The 19,621-nt window shown below is 70.4% G+C and carries 18 protein-coding genes and 1 pseudogene; 8 read left to right on the top strand and 11 right to left on the bottom strand.

Annotated features, from left to right (window positions below):
• Window positions 1-83: 83 nt before the first annotated feature.
• Window positions 84-563 carry a ribonuclease HI gene (rnhA, locus tag H5411_RS26640; RefSeq protein ID WP_101439356.1) on the bottom strand — a complete coding sequence of 160 codons (480 nt, stop codon included), beginning with the start codon at window positions 561-563 and terminating at the stop codon, window positions 84-86.
• Between the two features lie 92 nt (window positions 564-655).
• Here rnhA and H5411_RS26635 point away from each other — a divergent pair, with 92 nt between their 5' ends.
• Window positions 656-1,441, top strand: a complete 786-nt coding sequence (locus H5411_RS26635; protein WP_183125378.1) for a DUF1684 domain-containing protein — start codon at window positions 656-658, stop codon at window positions 1,439-1,441.
• Window positions 1,442-1,445: 4 nt separating this feature from the next.
• On the opposite strand, the gene H5411_RS26630 is transcribed toward H5411_RS26635, so the two are convergent.
• The 3 genes from H5411_RS26630 to H5411_RS26620 all read right to left on the bottom strand — a co-directional run bounded on the left by H5411_RS26630 (window position 1,446) and on the right by H5411_RS26620 (window position 3,498).
• The gene (locus tag H5411_RS26630; RefSeq protein WP_183125377.1) at window positions 1,446-2,111 is read right to left on the bottom strand and encodes a hypothetical protein; all 666 of its coding nucleotides are present in this window, start codon (window positions 2,109-2,111) and stop codon (window positions 1,446-1,448) included.
• A gap of 116 nt (window positions 2,112-2,227) precedes the next feature.
• A complete protein-coding gene (locus H5411_RS26625; RefSeq protein WP_220817497.1) occupies window positions 2,228-2,641 on the bottom strand; it encodes a hypothetical protein in 414 nt (137 codons plus the stop codon).
• A 179-nt stretch (window positions 2,642-2,820) separates the two neighbouring features.
• Entirely contained in the window at window positions 2,821-3,498 is a 678-nt protein-coding gene (locus H5411_RS26620) for an MBL fold metallo-hydrolase (protein ID WP_183125400.1), read from the bottom strand.
• Window positions 3,499-3,576: 78 nt separating this feature from the next.
• Between H5411_RS26620 and H5411_RS26615 the strand changes: the two are divergent.
• Window positions 3,577-4,407, top strand: a pseudogene (locus H5411_RS26615) (YwqG family protein).
• Window positions 4,408-4,411: 4 nt separating this feature from the next.
• Here the strand turns inward: H5411_RS26615 and H5411_RS47110 are convergent.
• Window positions 4,412-5,104 carry an RNase H family protein gene (locus tag H5411_RS47110; RefSeq protein ID WP_220817496.1) on the bottom strand — a complete coding sequence of 231 codons (693 nt, stop codon included), beginning with the start codon at window positions 5,102-5,104 and terminating at the stop codon, window positions 4,412-4,414.
• 340 nt (window positions 5,105-5,444) lie between these two features.
• Here H5411_RS47110 and uvrA point away from each other — a divergent pair, with 340 nt between their 5' ends.
• Complete coding sequence (uvrA, locus tag H5411_RS26605) at window positions 5,445-8,306, top strand: excinuclease ABC subunit UvrA (protein WP_101439361.1); 2,862 nt, start codon at window positions 5,445-5,447, stop codon at window positions 8,304-8,306.
• A gap of 101 nt (window positions 8,307-8,407) precedes the next feature.
• Here uvrA and H5411_RS26600 read toward each other — a convergent pair whose 3' ends face one another.
• Window positions 8,408-9,064: a fibronectin type III domain-containing protein gene (locus tag H5411_RS26600; RefSeq protein WP_183125376.1), complete on the bottom strand. Its 657-nt coding sequence runs from the start codon at window positions 9,062-9,064 to the stop codon at window positions 8,408-8,410.
• A 121-nt stretch (window positions 9,065-9,185) separates the two neighbouring features.
• Here H5411_RS26600 and H5411_RS26595 point away from each other — a divergent pair, with 121 nt between their 5' ends.
• On the top strand, window positions 9,186-9,650 hold the full coding sequence (locus tag H5411_RS26595) for an SRPBCC family protein (protein ID WP_183125375.1): 465 nt from the start codon (window positions 9,186-9,188) through the stop codon (window positions 9,648-9,650).
• 18 nt (window positions 9,651-9,668) lie between these two features.
• Here H5411_RS26595 and H5411_RS26590 read toward each other — a convergent pair whose 3' ends face one another.
• The gene (locus H5411_RS26590; protein ID WP_183125374.1) at window positions 9,669-11,102 is read right to left on the bottom strand and encodes an MFS transporter; all 1,434 of its coding nucleotides are present in this window, start codon (window positions 11,100-11,102) and stop codon (window positions 9,669-9,671) included.
• A 116-nt stretch (window positions 11,103-11,218) separates the two neighbouring features.
• Between H5411_RS26590 and H5411_RS26585 the strand changes: the two genes are divergently transcribed.
• Window positions 11,219-11,620 carry a winged helix-turn-helix transcriptional regulator gene (locus tag H5411_RS26585; protein ID WP_101439364.1) on the top strand — a complete coding sequence of 134 codons (402 nt, stop codon included), beginning with the start codon at window positions 11,219-11,221 and terminating at the stop codon, window positions 11,618-11,620.
• A 99-nt stretch (window positions 11,621-11,719) separates the two neighbouring features.
• Here H5411_RS26585 and H5411_RS26580 read toward each other — a convergent pair whose 3' ends face one another.
• Window positions 11,720-13,066 carry a cation:dicarboxylate symporter family transporter gene (locus tag H5411_RS26580; protein ID WP_101439365.1) on the bottom strand — a complete coding sequence of 449 codons (1,347 nt, stop codon included), beginning with the start codon at window positions 13,064-13,066 and terminating at the stop codon, window positions 11,720-11,722.
• A gap of 163 nt (window positions 13,067-13,229) precedes the next feature.
• Here H5411_RS26580 and H5411_RS26575 point away from each other — a divergent pair, with 163 nt between their 5' ends.
• The 3 genes from H5411_RS26575 to H5411_RS26565 all read left to right on the top strand — a co-directional run bounded on the left by H5411_RS26575 (window position 13,230) and on the right by H5411_RS26565 (window position 16,352).
• Window positions 13,230-14,834: a sensor histidine kinase gene (locus H5411_RS26575; protein WP_167442063.1), complete on the top strand. Its 1,605-nt coding sequence runs from the start codon at window positions 13,230-13,232 to the stop codon at window positions 14,832-14,834.
• Window positions 14,831-15,499 (top strand): response regulator, encoded by a 669-nt coding sequence (locus H5411_RS26570; RefSeq protein ID WP_101439366.1) that lies wholly within the window; start codon window positions 14,831-14,833, stop codon window positions 15,497-15,499. The genes H5411_RS26575 and H5411_RS26570 overlap by 4 nt, the downstream gene beginning before the upstream one ends.
• 85 nt (window positions 15,500-15,584) lie before the next feature.
• Entirely contained in the window at window positions 15,585-16,352 is a 768-nt protein-coding gene (locus tag H5411_RS26565; protein ID WP_101439367.1) for an SDR family oxidoreductase, read from the top strand.
• Between the two features lie 109 nt (window positions 16,353-16,461).
• On the opposite strand, the gene H5411_RS26560 is transcribed toward H5411_RS26565, so the two are convergent.
• From H5411_RS26560 to H5411_RS26550, 3 genes are read right to left on the bottom strand one after another with little or no spacing between them, the layout of a single operon-like run.
• Window positions 16,462-17,850 carry a beta-N-acetylhexosaminidase gene (locus H5411_RS26560; RefSeq protein WP_183125399.1) on the bottom strand — a complete coding sequence of 463 codons (1,389 nt, stop codon included), beginning with the start codon at window positions 17,848-17,850 and terminating at the stop codon, window positions 16,462-16,464.
• A 2-nt stretch (window positions 17,851-17,852) separates the two neighbouring features.
• A complete protein-coding gene (locus H5411_RS26555) occupies window positions 17,853-18,707 on the bottom strand; it encodes a carbohydrate ABC transporter permease (protein WP_183125373.1) in 855 nt (284 codons plus the stop codon).
• A complete protein-coding gene (locus H5411_RS26550) occupies window positions 18,698-19,618 on the bottom strand; it encodes a carbohydrate ABC transporter permease (protein ID WP_183125372.1) in 921 nt (306 codons plus the stop codon). The genes H5411_RS26555 and H5411_RS26550 overlap by 10 nt, the downstream gene beginning before the upstream one ends.
• Between the last annotated feature and the right edge of the window lie 3 nt (window positions 19,619-19,621).

Genomic DNA, 19,621 nt, shown 5'->3' with positions numbered 1-19,621 from the left:
CGCGAGAGCTTGCCGCACCCAGGCGGCGATCTGCCCGGCGTTCTCGGCTCTGCCCGGCTTCACGCCGAACTTCTCCGCACAGCTCAGCCGCGCGCCCGGCGCACTCCTGCCGCGGCGGCTTCCTGCGATCCCTTGACCGCGAGCTTGTCCGCGCGCTCGTTCTCCGGAAGCCCGGCGTGGCCCTTGACCCACAGCCACTCGACCTCGTGCTGCTGACAGGCGGTGTCGAGGCGCTGCCAGAGGTCGGCGTTCTTGACCGGCTGCTTCGCCTGCGTCTGCCAGCCGTTCTTCTTCCACCGGGGCATCCACTGGAGGATGCCGTTGCGGACGTAGGTGCTGTCGGTGTAGATCCGCACCACGGACGTGCGGGTGAGGCTTTCCAGCGCCCGGATCGGAGCCATCAGCTCCATGCGGTTGTTGGTGGTGACGGTGTCCTCGGCTCCGTACAGCTCGCGCTCGTGCTTGCCGTAGCGCAGCAGCGCGCCCCAGCCGCCCGGTCCGGGGTTGCCGCTGCACGCGCCGTCGGTGTAGATCTCCACCGCTTGTTCGGTCTGCTCCGCCACCCGGGCGACCTTACCGTTCTCACGTGCTGGGAGCCGGAATGCCCTGCCGGGCCGGGTGTTGTGCGGAGGACACGGACGGAAGGGAGCCGGACATGGCGGTGGAGTTCGCGCAGGCGTGGCGGGACTGGAAGGCGGAGCGGGAAAAGACGCTGGCCGATCCGTACGGCTGGCTGGCGTTGGTGTCGCTCGACTGGCTCGAGGATTCGCCCCGGACGTACCCCGGGATTCCCGGCCGATGGTGGCAAGACGCCGAAGCCGCCTACGTCGATCCTGCTGGCGGGGAGTTGCGGCATGAAGGCGCTCTGCTGACTGATGTCCGCCGGTTCGAGCTGGTGAACAGCGGCGCGGGCACCCGGGTGACGGCCGGTTCGGTGGAAATCGAGATCGCGCGCCGGTCGGGCTACTTGATCCGCGTCCATGACCCGAAAGCGCCTGTGCTGCAAGCCTTCCACGGCGTCCCCGCGTACGAACCCGACCCGGGGTGTGTGCTGACTGGCCGGTTCGAGCCGTTCGACGAGCCGCGGCCGACGACTGTGGGTGCGGTCGTGGAAGGGCTGTCGCATGTCTACACCGCGCCGGGCCGGGTGGTCTTCGAGCGCGATGGTGCCGAGTACACGCTCACTGCGTTCAACGGGAAGACCGGCGGGTACAACATTCTCTTCACTGACGCGACCAGCGGCGTGACTACTTATGCCGCCAACCGTTCCCTGCCGGTCGACGAAGCCGCGGCGGACGGGACCGTGACGCTGGACTTCAACCGGGCGGTGAACTTGCCGTGCGCGTTCACGGACTTCGCGACGTGCCCGTTGCCGCCCGAGGGGAATCACCTGCCGTTCGCGGTGGAGGCGGGCGAGAAGATTCCTTACGAGAGGCAGTGAGACGTCACTTGATCGGCTCGGCGCTGTCCCCGGCCAGGAGCAACTGCGGCACCTGAGCGAAGGTCCAGCCAGATCCGGCCGGGGTCAGCACCCAGACGACGTCGAACCGGTCGTCCGGCCACTTCTGCGGTGCGGCCACCCCGAACGCGGCCGCGAGCGCGGGAATCTCTTCGTGCTGCCAGCTGATCAACGTCGGCTCCGTCCGCCGGGCGACCTCCGCGGCGAGCGCGCTCTCGCTGCCCTTGGCGTAAGTGGTCAGGACGGTCTTGCCGAGCCGTTCCGCCACCGGCCCGGCAGTTTCGCGCGGCCGGGTGCCCTCGCCGCCGCTGCCGCCCGCCGCGTAGACCGCGGTCGGCCGGGCGAGCCCCTCCCGCGGCGAGCCTGTCGCCGGCGCGAACAACTCCACCAGCGCACCGGCCCGGGTCCAGCCGCGGACGGTCAGCGAGTGGGAATCGGGGCTGCCGTTCACGTCGATGCCTTGCGGCCCGCCGGACCCGGACGGTTTCTCGGCGTGCCGGATGATCATCACGCGCGCGCCGCCGGGTTGAGCGGGCGGCAGAGCCGCAGCGGTGGCCTTGGCTTGTTTCGACGCGCAGCTGGTGATGAACAGAGCCGCGCTGCCCGCCGCGCCGCCCAGCACCGTCCGCCGTGACCACAACCGCGCCATCATGCCGCTCCCCGAATCCCCTGCCGCGAAAGTTGACCTTCGCTTGCGTACTCGCTGGAGGCCGGATGGGCAACATGCCGCGCACGGTTGTCGCGGAATTCCCTTGGCGGGCTTGGGATTTAGGGACCGTTCTGGTCCAGAGGGGACGAAACGACCGGCCCTTGTCCGGTGAGATCGCGGTCCGCGGGCGGAAGCCAGTCGCGATCGGGCTGGGGCAAGCGTCCGCTGCGCACGTCCAGGTCGGCTCGGGCGTGCGCGTAGAACTCGTCCCGTTTGGCGCCGATGGCGTGATAGAGACCGATGAACTCGTCGTGGCTCATCGCTGTGCCGCGGGCGACCCAGCTGAGCTTCCAGACCGTCTCGTGCCAGCGGCGTCCCGCGTCGACCGCCGCCGGGGAACCGAGAAGCAGCACGGATTCCCAGGTGGTCGCACGCTCGTTCTCCGCCTGGGCGAGGCCGGCCAAACCCTCATCGAGGTCGACGGGCAGCGCGCCCGCCGGATAGCCGCGGGTCGCGGCGATTCGATACGACAACTGCGCGCACGATTTCAGCGCGGTGGCGTACTCGGCGTAGGCGCTGAGCCGTTTGTCGTCCCACCGCGTCGAATACTGGCGTCGCTATTTGCCGCGCTCGACCAGCGTCGTCGCGGTGAACGAGGCCGCGGCGCCCAGGAGCACCGCGGCCAGCGTCAGGAGTTGCTGGACAACCGGGTTCACCAGCCGCGTTCGCGCCACTCGGCCAGGTGCGGACGCTGCTCGCCTAGCGTCGAGTCGTCCCCGTGTCCCGGGTAGAACCACGTGTCGTCCGGCAGTTCGTCGAAGATCCGCGCCGTGACGTCGTCCAGCAGGGACGTGAAGTCCTCCGGCGACGAGGTCTTGCCGACCCCGCCCGGGAACAGCGAGTCCCCGGTGAACAAATGCCCGTGCCCTTTCGGGTCCCGGTACAGCAGCGCGATCGACCCGGGCGTGTGGCCGCGCAGGTGGATCACCTCCAGCGTCGCCGCGCCGACCTTCAGGGTGTCGCCGTGTTCGACCAGGAAGTCCGGGGGCACCGGCAGCGGTTCCGCGTCCAGCGGGTGCGCCGCGGTGTTCGCGCCGTTCGCCCCGGCCACCGCGCCCAGCGCCTGCCAGTGGTCGGGGTGCTGGTGGGTCGTCACGACGGTGCGCAGCGCGGGCCGGTCGGGGCCGTGGCCGATCAGGTCGGAGATCCGTTCCGGGTCGTTGGCCGCGTCGATCAGCAGGGCTTCGTTCTCCGCGCGGCACACGAGCAGGTACGCATTGTTGTCCATCGGGCCAACGGAGAGCTTGGTGATGGTGAGCCCGTCCAGCGTCCGGCGCGCGGCGTCGCCGCCCGGTTCGACGTGTCCGGTGTAAGTGTCGGCGATGTTCACGAGTCCCCACGGTAGCCGGATCACCCGGGCGGCGGCCACGTGGCCGTTTTTGTCGGTGCCTGCTGTCAAGATCTCCGCATGACCTCTTGGATCGACCCGCTCGCCAAGCTGGCGCGCGAGAACCTGCCGCCGGATGTGGCCGAGGCGTGGGAAACGGTGTTCCGGCCCGCGGTCCGGCTGACTGCGGACGGGAGCGGCGCGCGCGTCGGTCATCTCGGCGGGAGCCCGGCGTTGCCCGCGGACGTCGAATGGCCGGTGTGGCGAGGCGAGCTGCCGATGAACTTCGTCGCCTCAGTGGACTGCGCGGCGCTGCCCCGGGTGCCTGGCGGGATCGAGCTGCCCGCGTCGGGTTCCTTGCTGTTCTTCTACTGCGACGACTGGTTCGAGGCCGAGGGCCCGGTCGACCTGACGTCCCTCGGCGGGGTCGTGGTCGTCCCGGCCGGAACCGCGACCGCGGAGCGGGCCGCGCCGGAGGGAGTCGAGGCCTATCCGCGTCTGGAGGTGTCCGCGGAGATCACCGGAACCTTCCCGAACTCGCAGCAGGAGGTGCTGCGCCGCACGCTCGCCCGCGACGGGCTTCCGCTCTCCGACCCGGAGAACTGGTCCGAGGAGTTCTTCGACCGGCTCCGGGAATCGTCGGCAGCGCCGTATCACCAGATCGGCGGCTGTTCCTGGCCGGTCCAAGGCCCGCCGGAGGACGAGGTCGCCGCGGCGGTCCTGCCGGAGGACGCGAGCGAAGCGGACCTCGCCGGCGAGGCGCTGCGCTGGGCCTTGCTCGCCTAGATCGACAGCGACGGCGACGCGGGCCTGATGTGGGGCGACGCCGGCGTTCTGTACTGGCTGATCCGGGACGACGACCTCGCCGCGGGCCGGTTCGACCGGGTCCGGTGCGTCATGCAGTCCGGCTGACGAATCAGCGCCGATGCCGCTTCAGCCACTCCGTCGTGCAGCAGTGCTCGCACGGTTCGAGTTCGCCCGGGATCACCGACGCCCACGCGATCCGGACGATCTCGTGGGTGTCGCGGCCCATCCGCTCCTGCCGCTGCTGGCCCCTGCGCAGCCAGTAGCAGTCGGCGTCGTTGTGGTAGGCGCTGCCGCCCCTCGTGCGGTACCCGGTCGGGAGAACTCCCGCGTCGAGTTGCCGGCAGTCGGCGCAGTAGGCCTTCGTCATGCCGTGCCGGCACTCGTCGTCTTCCGGCGGCGCGGCCGGTCGTCCGGCGGGGCGGGCGGCGGTCGCGAGGTCAGCCAGTTCGGCGAGCTGGGCGTGGGCCGCGGGATCCTCGGCCGCGCGCCAGGTGATCCGGTGGCGCGCGGCGCAGGTGCGGAGCCGGGGGAGGAGGTCGTCGGAGCCGCGGCCGTCCAGCGCGGCTCGGAGATGCTCGCTGTCGCTGTAGAGGTGCACGCGGACCGGCCTTTTCAGGCTTTCGAGCGCTTCGACCGTCGCCGTGAGCGCCATGCGCTCCGCAGTCGTCTCCGCGGCCCCGCCGGAGAGGGTTTTCCGATGGTCGCCGTAGGCCAGCAGCGCGGACCAGCCGCCCGGTCCCGGGTCGTCGCCGCCCTTTCCCGCCGCGTAGATCCGCACTGCCCCGGCTTCGTCGTTCGCCACCCCCCGAACGTATCGGCAGCGGGCGGCGCTTTCCGGAAAACCCGCCGGAAGGCCCTGTCCGGGGCCGGTTCCCGGGGGCCGCGCACCGCGGCCGGGCGGCCTTCGCCGACCTGTATCGTGGAACCGGGCCAGCCCGCGCATCCGCTCTGCCGCGCGGGGTCTCCGACAGCGTCCGGCGACCCCGCCGCGGGCCGCTTCCCCCGGCCCCCGGAGAGCGGAAAACCCCAGGCAGAACACGTGCGGTCCGGTTTTTGTCGGTGGTCGTCCCTACCCTGGGCACGTCCGCCGGAGCCGGATCTCCCGGCGGGCCACCGAGCAGAACGATGGAAGGGACGAAGGCGTGGCTGATCGCCTCGTTGTTCGCGGAGCGCGCGAGCACAACCTCCGCGGCGTGGATCTCGATCTGCCCCGCGACAGCATGATCGTGTTCACCGGCCTGTCCGGGTCGGGCAAGTCGAGCCTTGCCTTCGACACGATCTTCGCCGAGGGGCAGCGGCGGTACGTGGAGTCGCTGTCGGCGTACGCGCGGCAGTTCCTCGGGCAGATGGACAAGCCGGACGTCGACTTCATCGAGGGCCTCTCGCCCGCGGTGTCGATCGACCAGAAGTCGACCTCGCGCAACCCGCGGTCGACCGTGGGCACGATCACCGAGGTGTACGACTACCTGCGGCTGCTCTACGCCCGCGCGGGCAAGGCGCACTGCCCGAAATGCGGCGAGGCGATCAGCAAGCAGACGCCGCAGCAGATCGTCGACCAGGTGCTGGAGATGCCCGAGGGCACCAAGTTCCAGGTGCTCGCGCCGGTCGTGCGCGGGCGCAAGGGCGAGTACCTCGACCTGTTCCAGAACCTGCAGCAGCAGGGCTACGCGCGCGTGGTGGTCGACGGCACGGTGCATCCGCTCACCGACCCGCCGAAGCTGAAGAAGCAGGAAAAGCACCAGATCGGCGTGGTGGTCGACCGGCTCACGGTCAAGACCAGCGCGCGGCAGCGGCTCACCGATTCGGTGGAAACCGCGCTGCGGCTGGCCGACGGCCTGGTCGAACTCGACTTCGTCGACCTGGACGAGAACGACCCGCACCGCGTGCGCGGCTTCTCCGAGAACCTGGCCTGCCCCAACGGCCACCCGCTGGCGATCGAGGACCTCGAACCCCGGTCGTTCTCGTTCAACTCGCCCTACGGCGCGTGCCCCGAATGCACCGGCATCGGCATCCGCAAGGAAGTCGACCCGGAACTGGTGGTGCCCGACGACGAGCTGTCGCTGGCCGAGGGAGCCATCGCGCCGTGGGCGGGCGGGCAGAGCGCCGACTACTTCCTGCGGCTGCTGGAATCGCTGTCGGAGGCGGTCGGGTTCCGCATGGACACGCCGTGGCGGCGGCTGCCCGCCCGGGTGCAGAAGGCGGTGCTGCACGGCGTCGACGAGCAGGTGCACGTCCGCTACCGCAACCGGTACGGCAGGCAGCGCTCGTACTACGCGGCCTTCGAGGGCGTCATCCCGTTCCTGGAGCGGCGCCTCGAGCAGACCGACTCGGAGTACATGCGCGAGCGGTACGAGGGCTACATGCGCGAGGTGCCGTGCCCGGCCTGCCAGGGCACCCGGCTCAAGCCGGAGATCCTCGCGGTCACGCTCGAGCACGCGACGCAGGGCGACCGGTCGATCGCCGAGGTCTGCGCGCTGTCCATCGCGGAGGCCTCGGAGTTCCTCGACGAGCTGGTGCTCGGCCCGCGCGAGGCGATGATCGCGGGCGCGGTGCTGAAGGAAATCCAGGCGCGGCTGCGCTTCCTGCTCGACGTCGGCCTCACCTACCTGTCGCTCGACCGCGCGTCCGGCACCCTGTCCGGCGGCGAGGCGCAGCGCATCCGGCTGGCGACGCAGATCGGCTCCGGTCTGGTGGGCGTGCTGTACGTGCTGGACGAGCCGTCGATCGGCCTGCACCAGCGCGACAACCACCGGCTGATCGAGACGCTCACCCGGCTGCGCAACCTCGGCAACACGCTGATCGTGGTCGAGCACGACGAGGACACCATCCGGGCCAGCGACTGGGTGGTCGACATCGGCCCGGGCGCGGGCGAGCACGGCGGGCACATCGTGCACAGCGGCCCGTACAAGAAGATCCTCAAGAACAAGGACTCGATCACCGGGGCTTACCTGTCCGGGCGGCGCCAGATCGAGGTGCCGGCGATCCGGCGGCCGGTCGACAAGAAGCGGCAGCTCACCGTCGTCGGCGCGCGCGAGCACAACCTGCGCGGCATCGACGTGTCGTTCCCGCTCGGCTGCCTCGTGGCGATCACCGGCGTGTCCGGGTCGGGCAAATCGACGCTGGTCAACGACATCCTCGCGCAGGTGCTGGCGAACAAGCTCAACGGCGCGCGCCAGGTGCCGGGCAGGCACACCCGGGTCAACGGCCTCGGCAACGTCGACAAGCTGGTGCGCGTCGACCAGTCGCCGATCGGCCGCACGCCGCGGTCGAACCCGGCCACCTACACCGGCGTGTGGGACCACGTGCGCAAGCTGTTCGCGGCCACCACCGAGGCGAAGGTCCGCGGGTACCAGCAGGGCCGCTTCTCGTTCAACGTCAAGGGCGGCCGCTGCGAGGCGTGCGCGGGCGACGGCACGATCAAGATCGAGATGAACTTCCTGCCGGACGTCTACGTCCCGTGCGAGGTGTGCAAGGGCGCCCGGTACAACCGGGAAACGCTCGAGGTGCACTACAAGGGCAAGACGGTGTCCGACGTGCTGGACATGCCGATCGAGGAGGCGGCCGAGTTCTTCGAGCCGATCAAGGCGATCCACCGGCACCTGCAGACCCTGGTCGACGTCGGCCTCGGCTACGTCCGTCTCGGCCAGCCCGCCCCGACGCTGTCCGGCGGCGAGGCGCAGCGCGTCAAGCTGGCGAGCGAACTCCAGAAGCGCTCCACCGGCAAGACCGTCTACATCCTCGACGAGCCGACCACCGGCCTGCACTTCGAGGACATCAGCAAGCTGATCGGCGTGATCAACGGCCTGGTGGACAAGGGCAACACGGTGATCGTGATCGAGCACAACCTCGACGTGATCAAGACGTCCGACTGGATCATCGACATGGGCCCGGAAGGCGGGTCCGGCGGCGGAATGGTCGTCGCCGAGGGAACGCCCGAACAGGTCGCGGCCACCGAGGGAAGCTACACCGGCGAGTTCCTCACGCAGGTGCTCAACCCGGCCTGACGCGCGGCGGGGTCGCGCCCCAGCCACGTCCGCGGTGCTTCGAGCCGAGAAGAGCCGCCCGGTCCCCGTACCGGGCGGCTCTTCGCTGCGCGCCGGAAGGCTCAGTCCTTTCCCGTGGTGCGCTCGACGACGGGGGAGAGCGGGCCGTAGGACAGGGCGCGGATCCGGAAAGCCGAGCCCTGTTCGCCGGGCAAAAGCGACAGCGCGCAGTGCGTGGCGTTCGGGTCGGTTACCTCGACCGGCGCGAACTCCGAGGCGCCCGGGCGGCGGATTTCCAGGAGGAAGCCGGCTTCGTCGCTCGAGCGGTCGGTCCAGGCGAAGTGCAGGCTCTGGTCCGGGGCGGGGGTCGCGGTGAGGTTGGCCGGGGCCGCCTCGGGTTGTCGCACCGGGACCGGGGCACCGGCAGCCGGCGGAGCAGCGGATGCGGAAGCGTTGCCCGCCGTGACGGTCGCCGACACCGGGCCAGCGAAAGACCGGATTCGGTAGTAGAACGGCGTTTCCGGGATCAGGTTCGGGTGGGTATAAGAAGTCTGGCCGGGCGGGAGGTACTGGAGCGCGGTCCACGGGCCGTCGGCGGCGTTGGCGTATTCGAGGAGGTATCCCGCCGCGGCCGGGTCGGAGGGCCAGTGCAGGACGACGTTCGTGGGCGAGGTGAGGGTCGCGGTGAAGGCGGGAGCGGGCGGGGCCGGCGGAGGGCCGCAGCCGACGAGCGTCGCGGCCAGCACCGCGGCGAGGGCGGTCCGGGCGGCTGGTGGCACGGCAAGCCTCCTTGACGGTTCAGGCGGCGGCGTACCCAAGGGGTGGCCAGCCTAGGAAACGGCGGCCAAGATCGACAAGCGCGCGTTCCGCTGATCGGCACTCGGGAGAGAGGGGCGGACTGTGGTCCTCGAGAAGAGAACGAACGCCGAGTATGCGTTCCGGAATGACTGGTGGCTGCCCACCCTGCCGGGACGGGTGTTCGACGCGATCGTCGACCTCGAGTCCTATCCGCGGTGGTGGCCGGACGTCCAGTCGGTGAGCCAGCTCGACGACGACACCGCCCGGATCGTCTGCCGGTCCCGGTTGCCGTACCGGATCGTCATCGCGATGCACCGGGAGCAGCAGGACGCGGCCGGCCTGCGGGTGCGCGTCCGGCTGAGCGGGGATCTCGACGGAGTGCTCGCCGGGGCGATCCACGCCGAGGGCGCGGGTTCCCGGCTGGAGATCACGCAGCACGTCCAGGTGCGGAAACCCTTGCTGCGCAGGCTCGACGTCGTCGCGCGGCCGTTCTTTCGCGCCAATCACGCGTGGATGATGCGGCGGGGCCACCACGGCCTGGCTGGTTACCTCGCGACTTCGAGGTAGCCAGCCAGGGCGAGCGTCTCAGCGGGCGACCGGTTCGGGCGCGGCGGCAGGAGCGGCGGCCCGGCGGCCGAGGATCACCGCGGCGAGGATCGCGGCGAGAGCCGTCAACCCGGCGCTGAAGCCGTACGCCACCCGGAATCCCGACGCCAGCGCCTCTTTCTCCGGAACACCCCCGCCCAGCAATCCGGCGGTCCGGGTCGCCGCGGCGGTGGCCAGCACGGCGGTTCCCAGCGCGCCGCCGACCTGCTGGGTCGTGGTGATCAAACCCGACGTCACGCCGGAGTCCTCAGGGGTCGCGGCGGACATCGCCAAGCCCATCAGCGCCGGGATCGCCATCCCCGCCCCGGCGCCCATCAGGATCAGCGACGGCAGCACGTGCAGGGCGTAGCCGCCCGAGGTCTGGACTTGGGTGAGGTACAGGAAAGCGACCGACGTCGTCAGCAGACCGGCGACCAGGACTGAGCGCGGGGAGAAACGGGTGTTCAGCCAGTCGGCCAGGCCGAGCGAGAAGGCGGCGATCATGACCGGCGTCGGGACGAAGGCGAAACCCGTGGCGAGAGCGTCGAAACCGAGGACCTGCTGCAGGTACAGCGCGGTGACGAACTGGAACCCCAGGAAGCCGGCGACCATCACGACCATGGTCAGGTTGGCGCCGCTGATCGCGCGCACCCGGAGCAAGCGCAGCGGCAGCAACGGGGTTCGCGTCCGGGCTTGGCGCAGCAGGAACAGCAGGAGCAGGACAACGGCCGCAACCAGGGTCGCGATCGTCAGGAAGGTCCAGCCCGCCTCGCCTGCCTGCACGATGCCCAGCACCAGCAGCATCACCCCGCCGGTGACCAGGAGCGCGCCCAGCACGTCGACGCCGGTGCGGAGGCCGAGACCGCGGTCGGAGGCGACGACCAGCGGCGTCAGGACGAGAGCTGCGACCCCGATGGGCAGGTTGATGGAGAAGGTCCAGTGCCAGTCGAGGCCCTGGGTGAGTGCGCCGCCCGCGACCATGCCGATCGACGCGCCCGCGGCTTGGGTGAAGCTGTAAACGCCGATCGCGCGGACTCGGGCGCGCGGCTCGGGATAGAGCGTCACGATCATTCCCAAGACGACCGCTGACGTCAGCGCGCCGCCGACACCTTGCACGAAGCGCGCGATCACCAGCGTGGTGGCGTTCGGCGAAAGGCCGGCGGCCAGCGAAGCGGCGGTGAAGACGACGAGCCCGACGAGGAACACCCGCCGCCGGCCGACCAGGTCGCCGAGACGGCCGGACAGCAGGAGCAGGCCGCCGAACGCTACGAGGTAGGCGTTGACGACCCAGGCCAGCCCGGGCGCGCTGAACGCCAGGTCGGTCTGGATCACCGGCAGGGCGACCGCGACGATCGAGCTGTCGAGCACCACCATCAGCGAGGCGGCGGACAGCACGGCGAGCGCCGCGCCGCGATGCCGAGCGGTTTCGGGCATGACAAGGTCCTCCAGTACCAGCACAGGGGAGAGTTTCCGCTGGTCGCAGCCAGGGCATCTCTTGTTACAGTGCCCATCATGTGTGACCATGAGGCGGTGCGGAAGGAGGCACTTTCATGTCCCAGGGGAACATCGCTGTGACCGACGAGGCCACGGACTTCGACCCGGCGAAACTCGCGGTGTGCACGGTGATGGAGGTCGTGAACCGGATCAGCGGGAAATGGGTGATCGGCATCCTGCTGGAGGCGACGCGCGGTCCGGTGCGGTTCACCGAACTCGAACGCTCGGTGCAGGGGATCAGCCGCCGCATGCTCACGCTCACCCTGCGGAACCTGGAGCGCGACGGCCTGCTGACGCGCACGGTCTACCCGACGGTGCCGCCGCGGGTCGAGTACGAGGCGACCGAGATGGCGCGCGAGCTCTACGACTCGCTGTCCGGGCTCGTCGACTGGGCGGAGCGGCACCGCGAGGCGATCGCCGTTTCGCGGCAGGGCTACGACGGCCGCACCGCTTGCTGAACGGGAAAAGCACCGCGGCCGTGCGCACGGGGGACGCGCACGGCCGCGGCGCCGAACAGTCCGCACCCGGAGGGAAGGGGCCCGGGCGCGGACCGGGTCTCAGACCTTCGCCGGGACCCGTGGAGCGGGTTCCGCCGGTGTCTCGTCGAGCAGGGTCGCTTCGTCGAACGGCGCCTGGCCGCTGAACACCTGCCGCGAGCGGTCGCGGTCGAATTCCTTCATCCACGATCCGATGAGGACGGTCGCGACCGCGTTGCCGGCGAAGTTCGTCAGCGCCCGCGCCTCGGACATGAACCGGTCGATGCCGAGGATGAACCCGACGCCGTCGACGAGGTCCGGCCGGTGCGACTGCAGGCCGCTGGCCAGGGTCGCGATGCCGGCGCCGCTGACGCCCGCCGCGCCCTTCGACGCGATGACCATGAACAGCAGCAACGTGATCTGCTCGCCGAGCGCGAGCGGCTGGTCCTGTGCGGTGGCGATGAACAGCGTCGCCATCGTCAGGTAGATCGCCGTGCCGTCGAGGTTGAACGAGTACCCGGTGGGCACCGTGATGCCGACGACCGGCTTGCTGACGCCGAGGTGCTCCATCTTCGCGATGAGCCGCGGCAGCGCGGACTCCGACGAGGACGTCGAGAGGATCAGCAGGAATTCGCGGCCGAGATACCGCAGCAGGCTGAAGATGTTGACCCGCGCGCCGAGCCACAGCACCGCGCCGAGGACGCCGAACACGAACACCAGGCACGTCAGGTAGAAGCCGAGCATGATCACCAGCAGGCTGCGCAGCGCGCCCCAGCCGGTCGCGCCGACCACCGCGGCGATCGCGCCGAACGCGCCCACCGGGGCGGCCCACATGATCATCGACAGGATGCGGAACACGAGCCGCTGGATGTGCTCGATGCCGCGCAGGATCGGCTCGCCGCGCTTGCCGAGCTTCTGCAGCGCGAACCCGGCGAGCAGCGCCACGAGCAGCGTCTGCAGCACCTGGCCCTCGGTGAACGCGGACACGAAGGTCTTCGGGATGATGCCGAGCAGGAAGTCGACGCCGCCCTCGCCGCCCTTCGCCTGCTGGTGCACCTTGGACACGTCGGCCGGGTTGAGGTGCAGGCCGCTGCCCGGGTGCAGCAGGTTGCCGACGACGAGCCCGATCGCGAGCGCGAACGTCGACATCACGATGAAGTAGACCAGCGCGGTGACGCCGACCTTGCCGACCTTCGCCGCCTTCGCGACCGAGCCGATGCCCAGCACGATGGTGCAGAAGATGATCGGCGAGATCATCATCTTGATCAGGTTGACGAAGCCGGTGCCCAGCGGGGCGAGGCTTTTGCCGGCGGACGGCCAGAGCAGCCCGACCGCGACGCCGAGCACGACGGCGGCGATCACGGCCAGGTACAGGTAACGCGTGCGGTCGCGCTTGGGCGCGACCGGCTCGGGGGTCGGTGTAGGCACCGTTGCCTCCAGCTCGGTGGGGGGAACGCGGGTCACTATGCGGGGCGGATATGACCGGCGTCACCGTTGTGTTCATTGAGTTCGCGGCGGAACTGTCCGGTGTGGACTTGCCGGGAGCGGCGCCGGAGTGTTGCCGGGCCCGCGCGTGTGCTGGTATGGGCGGGTGCCCCCGACACCTCGGATCCGGACGAGCCGCTGGAGCCTGGCCCGGCAGCTGCTGGTGCTGCAGCTGGCGATCCTGCTCGTGCTCGTGTCCGGCGGGATCACTATTGCCTATCTGGACGCCCGGCGCACTACGACCGACCGGGCCGGGGAGCAGTCGCTCGCGGTGGCCCGTTCCATCGCCGACGCGCCGGACGTCGCGCGGGCGGCGGCGACCGCCGACCCGACCGCGACGCTGCAGCCCTACGCGCAGCGGGTGCTCGCGGACACGCGCGTGGACTTCGTGACGATCATGTCGCCACAGGGAATCCGTTACACGCACCCGAATCCGGCGTTGATCGGGCAGCGGTTCCTCGGGCACATCGAAGCGGCGCAGCGGGGCGGCGTCGTGTCCGAGACCTACACCGGTTCGCTCGGTCCGTCGGTGCGCGTGGTGGTGCCGGTGTTCGACGCGAACCACCGGGTCGTCGCGCTCGTCGCGGTGGGCATCACGATCGCGGCGATCTCGGCCGAGCTGCAGGACCGCGTCTGGCCGCTGCTCGGCGTCGCGGCGGCGGTATTGCTGGTGGGCGCCTGCGGGGGCTGGCTGGTGAGCGCGCGGCTGAAGCGGCAGACGCGCGGCATCGCGCCGGCCGAGCTGAGCAATTTGTTCGAGTATCACGAAGCCGTGCTGCATTCGGTTCGCGAGGGCGTGCTGCTGGTCGGCCGCGACGGCCGGGTCGGGCTGTGCAACGACGGCGCCCGCACGCTCCTCGGGCTGACCGGCGACCCGGCCGGGAAGCCGCTCGCCGAGCTGGGGTTGTCGCCCGAGCTGACGGCGGCGTTCACCGCGCCGGAAAACCGCACCGAGGAACTGCACCTGACGGACTCGCGGGTGCTGGTCGTGAGCACGACGCTCGTCAGCTCCGGCGGTCGCGCGCAGGGCACCGTCGTGATCCTGCGCGACCACACCGAACTCCAGACGCTCACCGGCGAGCTGACCACCGCGCGCAGCCTCGCCGAAGCGCTGCGGTCGCAGGCGCACGAAGCCGCGAACCGCTTGCACACGGTCGTGTCGCTGGTGGAACTGGGCCGCCCCGAGGACGCCGTGGAGTTCGCGACCGCCGAACTCGCGCTGGCGCAGGAACTCACCGACCGCGTGATGACCGCGGTCGCCGAACCGGTGCTGGCCGCGCTGCTGCTCGGCAAAGCCGCGGAGGCGAGCGAACGCGGCGTGGAATTCACGATCACGCCGGACACGATGATCGACGACCTCGGCCCCGGCGTCGCCGGGCGCGACCTGGTGACGATCCTCGGCAACCTGATCGACAACGGAATCGACGCTGTGGTGCGGGAATCCGGCGCGCGGCCCTCGGTGGTGGTCACCGCGCGGTCCGAAGAGGACGGTTTGCTGCTGCGCGTCGCGGACAACGGTCCGGGCGTGCCCGAGGAAGCGGTGGGTGAGATGTTCCGCCGCGGCTGGTCGACGAAGGCCGGGGACGGCCACGGGCTCGGGCTGGCGTTGGTGGTGCAGGCGGTCCGGCGCTACGGCGGCACCATCGACGTCGGCCGGGACGGCGGCGCGGTGTTCACCGTGCGGTTGCCGAGGCAGGAGGTGCCGGCGTGATCCGGGTGCTGGTGGTGGAAGACGAGCCGGTGGCGGCCGAGGCGCACCGGCTGTACGTCGAGCGGATGCCGGGGTTCGTCGTCGCCGGTGTGGTGCATTCCGGCGGGGAGGCGTTGCGGTTCTGCGAGCGCGAACCCGTCGACCTGGTCCTGCTGGACTTCTACCTGCCGGACACGCACGGCCTCGCCGTCTGCCGTTCGCTGCGTGCGGCCGGGCTGCCGATCGACGTCATCGCGGTGACGTCCGCGCGCGATCTCGCGCTGGTCAAGGCAGCCGTCTCGGTCGGGGTCGTGCAGTACCTGCTGAAGCCGTTCACGTTCGCGTCGTTGCGGGACAAACTGGAGCGCTACGCGTCTTTCCGCGAGGCGTCCGGCGAGGTCACCGGGCAGGCGGAGATCGATCGCGCGCTCGGCACCCTGCGCACCACCGAGGCCGCGCCGCTGCCGAAGGGCATGAGCGCCGAGACGCTGGACGCGATCACCGACGCGCTCGCCGGGGCCGGCGAAGGACTGTCCGCCGGTGGTGCGGCCAGTGCGATCGGCGCGTCCCGGGTCACCGCGCGGCGGTACCTGGAGTACTTGGCGGACAACGGGCTGGCCCAGCGCGAACCGCGATACGGGCAGGTCGGGCGGCCGGAAGTCTGGTACCGCCTGAAGCCTGGCTGAGCCCGTCAGCGCTTCGTGCGCGGACGGTAAGCGGGCTCCCCGAAGGTGTGGACATCGAAGTTCACACCGCTCAGGGGAGCAAGAAATGACGCAGAAGATCGCACTGGTCACCGGCGGCAGCAAGGGCATCGGCCGGGCCATCGCGACGCGGCTGGCGCACGACGGCGCGCTGGTCGCCGTGCACTACGGCAGCGACGAAGCGGCGGCCAAGGAGACTGTCTCGGCGATTGAAGCGAACGGTGGGCAGGCGTTCGCGGTGCAGGCGACGCTGGGCACCGACGGCGACGCGGCGACGCTGCTCGACCGGCTCGCGTCGGAGCTGCGCGAACGCACCGGCGAGGTCGCGCTCGACATCCTGGTCAACAACGCGGCGACCGGCGCCGGTTCGATCACGACGGCGACTACGGAGGACTTCGACCGGGTGTTCGCGGTGAACGTGAAAGCACCGTTCTTCTTGGTGCAGCGCCTGTTGCCGGTGTTGCGGGACGGCGGCCGGATCGTCAACATCTCGTCGGCGGACACGCGGATCGCGCTGCCGTTCGAGCTGGCCTACAGCATGACGAAGGGCGCGCTCGACGTGTTCACCCGCAGCCTGGCGCAGGAACTCGGCCAGCGGGGGATCACGGTGAACGGCGTGGCTCCCGGCCCGACGCCGACCGACCGCACCGCGCCTATGTTCGCTGACGAGCGGATGCGCGCGGGGACGGCGGCGGCGTCCGCGCTCCGGCGGGTCGCTGAACCGGCTGATATCGCCGACGTGGTGGCGTTCCTGGCCTCGGCGGACTCGCGGTGGGTCACCGGACAGGTCATCGACGCGACCGGCGGGATGTTCCTCGGCCCGGCTGGCGTATAACGACCTATACGGCTTCGCTGAGGATTTCATCGCGGCGCGCGAGACCATCCTCGTCCTGGCGAAGTCGAAAGCAGGTCAAGGAGGACCGCACTTCCGGCCGGGAGTGCGGTCAGCGGGGTCGTCCCGGGGCGTCCGGCCGGGTCTGCCACGGACGCGGTCCATCCAGCGGCCGGTATTCGACGCCGAGCGCGTCCAAGCGCGGCAGGTGGTGGTCCCGCAGCCGGGGCAGGAATTCCGCGTAGTCGCGCGGTCCGCTGCTCCACGCGACCTCGGCGAACGCGGACAGCCGCGGAAAGGCCGCGTAGTCCGTCCGCCGCACGGTGTCCAGGTGTTCGGACCACAGCTGCGCCTGGATCCCGCGCACGTGCGGTCCGGATTCGGGCTCGAAGCCGTAGAAGTGCTCGAGATCCTGCAAGTACCCGACCGGGATCGGTTCGTCCGGGTGGTCGCTTTGCCGGTGGTCCAGGTACACCCCGTCCTCGGGGCAGAGCACCACGTCGTGCCCGGCCTTCGCCGCCAGCGAGGCGCGTTCGCGGTCCTGCCACACGCCGATCACCATCGGCGGCAGGTCGCCGCCGTCGAGGACCTCGTCCCAGCCCATCGGCGTGCGGCCACGGGCGACAAGGTGGCCGGCGATCGCCCGGACGAACCGGTGGTGCGCCTCGGTGGCACCGGGCACCTCGTCGCCGCCGAGCGCGATCACCGGGGACGGGAAGATGTCCAGCACGTGGTCGAAGACCGCGCGGAAGAAGTCCAGAGTGGACTCCGACGGGTCCAGCAACGACGTGCTGATGCCCCAGGAAGTCCAGACCTCCCAAGGGGTTTCGGTGGCTGGACCGAGCTCGGGGTACGCGGCGATAGCGGCTCGGGCGTGTCCGGGAATGTCCACTTCGGGCACCACGGTGACGGCTCGCGCGGCGGCGTAGGCGACGATCTCGCGCAGATCGTCCACAGTGTAGTAACCGCCGTGCGGCCGGCCGTCGCGTTCCGGGCCGTCGTGCCTGCCGACCATCGACGATGTCCGCCAGCCGCCGACGGCCGCGAGCCGGGGGAACTCCGGCGTTTCGATCCGCCAGCCCTGGTCATCGGTGAGATGCAGGTTCAGGACGTTCAGCTTGTGCGCGGCCAGCAGGTCGACGAACCGCAGCACCTCGGCCTTCGTCCGGAAGTGCCGGGCCACGTCGTAAAGGCAGCCGCGCCAGGCGAAGCGCGGATGGTCGGTGATCGTCCCGCACGGCAGCTGGACCGGTCCATGGCGGATCGACGCGGCACGGAACGCGTCCGGACCGGCCAGCTGACGCAGGGTCTGGCGGCCGTAGAACTCGCCCGCGGCGTCGGCTGCTTCGAGCGTGACGCCGTCGGGAGCGATCGTGAGCCGGTAGCCCTCGGCGGGGAGACCCCAGGCTGTCCGCACCTCCACTGGCGCGGGCCACGGACAGCTGCCGGGCCCCGGCTCCGCGGACACCGGACGGGGGAGGAGAGCGTCGAAACCGGACATGGTCATCCCTTCACCGCCCCGGCCGTCCCGCCGACGAGTCTCCGTTGCACCAGCACGAAAAACACCAGCACGGGAATCGTCATCAGGGTGGACGAGGCCATCACGGCGCCCCAGTCGGTGTCCTCCGGTTTGAAGAACACCAGGATCGCCTGCGGCAGAGTCTGGTTTTCGGTCTTGGAGATGATGAACGTCTTGGCGAACAGGAAGTCGTTCCACGCGTGGATGAACGCCAGCACGCTCACCGCCACGAGCCCGGGCGCGACGAGCGGGAACAGGATCTGCCAGGTGAACCGCATCCGCGACGCACCGTCCAAAGTGGCCGCTTCCTCCAGTTCGGCGGGCACCGCGGCGACGAACCCGCGCAGCATCCAGATCGCGAACGGCAGGCTGAACGCCAGATGCACCAGCACGAGCGAGCCCAGTTCGTTGAGCCCGAACGCCGGCACCGTGCCGCCGACCGAGCGCATCAGGAAGAACAGCGGAATGGTCAGCGCTTCCACCGGAACCATTTGCGCCACCAGCAGCATCACCAGCAGCACTCCGCGGCCGCGGAACCGGAATCGCGTGAGCGCTACCGCGGAAAGGAACGACAGCACCAGGGACAGCAGCACCACGACCACCGCGACCACGAGGCTGTTGAGGAAGTACCGACCGAATCCGGAAACCGTGAGCACGCGCTGGAAACTGTCCAGCGACGGCGCGAACGTCCACGGTTTCGGATGCGCCGACTGGATTTCGCCGGCCGGTTTGAACGCCGAGAGCACCATCCAGTACAGCGGGAACGCGACGATCCCGGCGATCACCACGGTGACGATTTCAGCGACGAGCCGCGCCGGGCGGCGCACTTTCACAGCCATGCGGCACTCCGGCGCTGGGACCGGACGTAGAGCCCGGTGATCGACAGCAGCAGCAAGGTCATCACGACCCCGATCGCCGAGCCGAGCCCGTACTCCTGCCCGGCGAACGCCTGCTGGTAGGCGTAGACGTTCAGGATCAGGTTCCGGCCGGCGATGCCGCCGCCGTTGGTCATCACGTAGATCTGGGTGAACACCTTGAAGTCCCAGATGATCGACTGCACGGTCGCGATGGTCAGCAGCGGCCGCACCGCGGGCAGGACGACCGACCACGAGGTGCGCCAGACCGACGCGCCGTCGAGCGCCGCCGCCTCCAGCGTCTCCTTCGGCACCCCGCTGATCCCGGCGTACATCGTGACCATCACGAACGGGAACGAGCACCAGATCACCTCGGCGGCGACCAGCCCGAACGTGCCGAAGGTGCCGAACGTCCAGGAGTGGTGCGCCATCCCGCTGAAGCCGATGCCCGACAGCACCTCGTTGACCAGGCCGAAGTCGGTGTCGAAGAGGAACAGCCAGACGTACGAGCCGGCGATCGCCGGGGTCGCCCACGCGCCGAGCGCCGCCAGGAACAGCAGCGTGCGCGGCAGCGCGCGGACCCGGCTCGCCAGCACGGCGAGCGCCGTGCCGACAACCAGGCTGCCGAGCACGCAGGCGGCGGCGAACCCGATCGTCTTGCCGAGAACCGTCCAGAACTGGGCGTCGGCGAGCAGGTTCGCGTAGTTGTCGAGGCCGAGGAACACCAGCGGGGCCGCGCCCGCCGCCTGCGGCTGGCCGTAGTCGTAGAGCGAGATCACGACCAGCTGGTAGATCGGGTACACCAGCAGCGCGCCGAGCAGGATGCCCGCCGGCAGCAGGTACCTCACGGCCGCGCGGCCGTCGCGGCGGACGGTCGCGGAACGGACTGCGGCCACGGG

The organism is Amycolatopsis echigonensis (assembly GCF_014174495.1).
Taxonomy (GTDB): Bacteria; Actinomycetota; Actinomycetes; order Mycobacteriales; family Pseudonocardiaceae; genus Amycolatopsis; species Amycolatopsis echigonensis.
The sequence above is the reverse complement of the archived record's forward strand: the minus strand, read 5'-3'. Positions and strand labels throughout refer to the sequence as shown.

What these genes read in the sequence shown, in the direction of transcription:
- H5411_RS26635 (WP_183125378.1), top strand. Translation starts at nt 656, where the DNA reads ATGGCGGTGGAGTTCGCGCAGGCGTGGCGGGACTGGAAGGCGGAGCGG.
- H5411_RS26630 (WP_183125377.1), bottom strand. Translation starts at nt 2,111, where the DNA reads ATGATGGCGCGGTTGTGGTCACGGCGGACGGTGCTGGGCGGCGCGGCG.
- H5411_RS26590 (WP_183125374.1), bottom strand. Translation starts at nt 11,102, where the DNA reads ATGCCCGAAACCGCTCGGCATCGCGGCGCGGCGCTCGCCGTGCTGTCC.
- H5411_RS26585 (WP_101439364.1), top strand. Translation starts at nt 11,219, where the DNA reads ATGTCCCAGGGGAACATCGCTGTGACCGACGAGGCCACGGACTTCGAC.
- H5411_RS26565 (WP_101439367.1), top strand. Translation starts at nt 15,585, where the DNA reads ATGACGCAGAAGATCGCACTGGTCACCGGCGGCAGCAAGGGCATCGGC.
- H5411_RS26560 (WP_183125399.1), bottom strand. Translation starts at nt 17,850, where the DNA reads ATGTCCGGTTTCGACGCTCTCCTCCCCCGTCCGGTGTCCGCGGAGCCG.
- H5411_RS26555 (WP_183125373.1), bottom strand. Translation starts at nt 18,707, where the DNA reads ATGGCTGTGAAAGTGCGCCGCCCGGCGCGGCTCGTCGCTGAAATCGTC.